Genomic DNA, 273 nt, shown 5'->3' on the forward strand with positions numbered 1-273 from the left:
ATAGAACACGCCGGATTCGCCGGTGGGGGCGAGGATGTGAAATTCATGGGAAAGATCGCCACCGATCTGCCCGGTATCGGCGCGCATCGGGATCGCGGTGATGCCCAGGCGCTGGAAGGTGCGCATATAGGCCAGCATCATCTGCTTGTAGGTGATCACCGCACCTTCGCGGTCGAGGTCGAAGCCGTAGCCGTCCTTCATGTAGAATTCGCGGCCGCGCAGCACGCCAAAGCGCGGGCGCACCTCGTCGCGGAATTTCCACTGGATCTGGAA

The 273-nt window shown here is 61.5% G+C and carries 1 protein-coding gene; it reads right to left on the reverse strand.

Annotation, left to right across the window (positions count from 1 at the left end):
• Positions 1-273: aminoacyl--tRNA ligase-related protein (locus CKO33_RS13360; protein WP_338081793.1), on the reverse strand; the 273-nt coding region annotated here is incomplete at both ends.

It is taken from the genome of Ectothiorhodospira mobilis (assembly GCF_016584115.1).
GTDB classification, from domain to species: Bacteria; Pseudomonadota; Gammaproteobacteria; order Ectothiorhodospirales; family Ectothiorhodospiraceae; genus Ectothiorhodospira; species Ectothiorhodospira mobilis.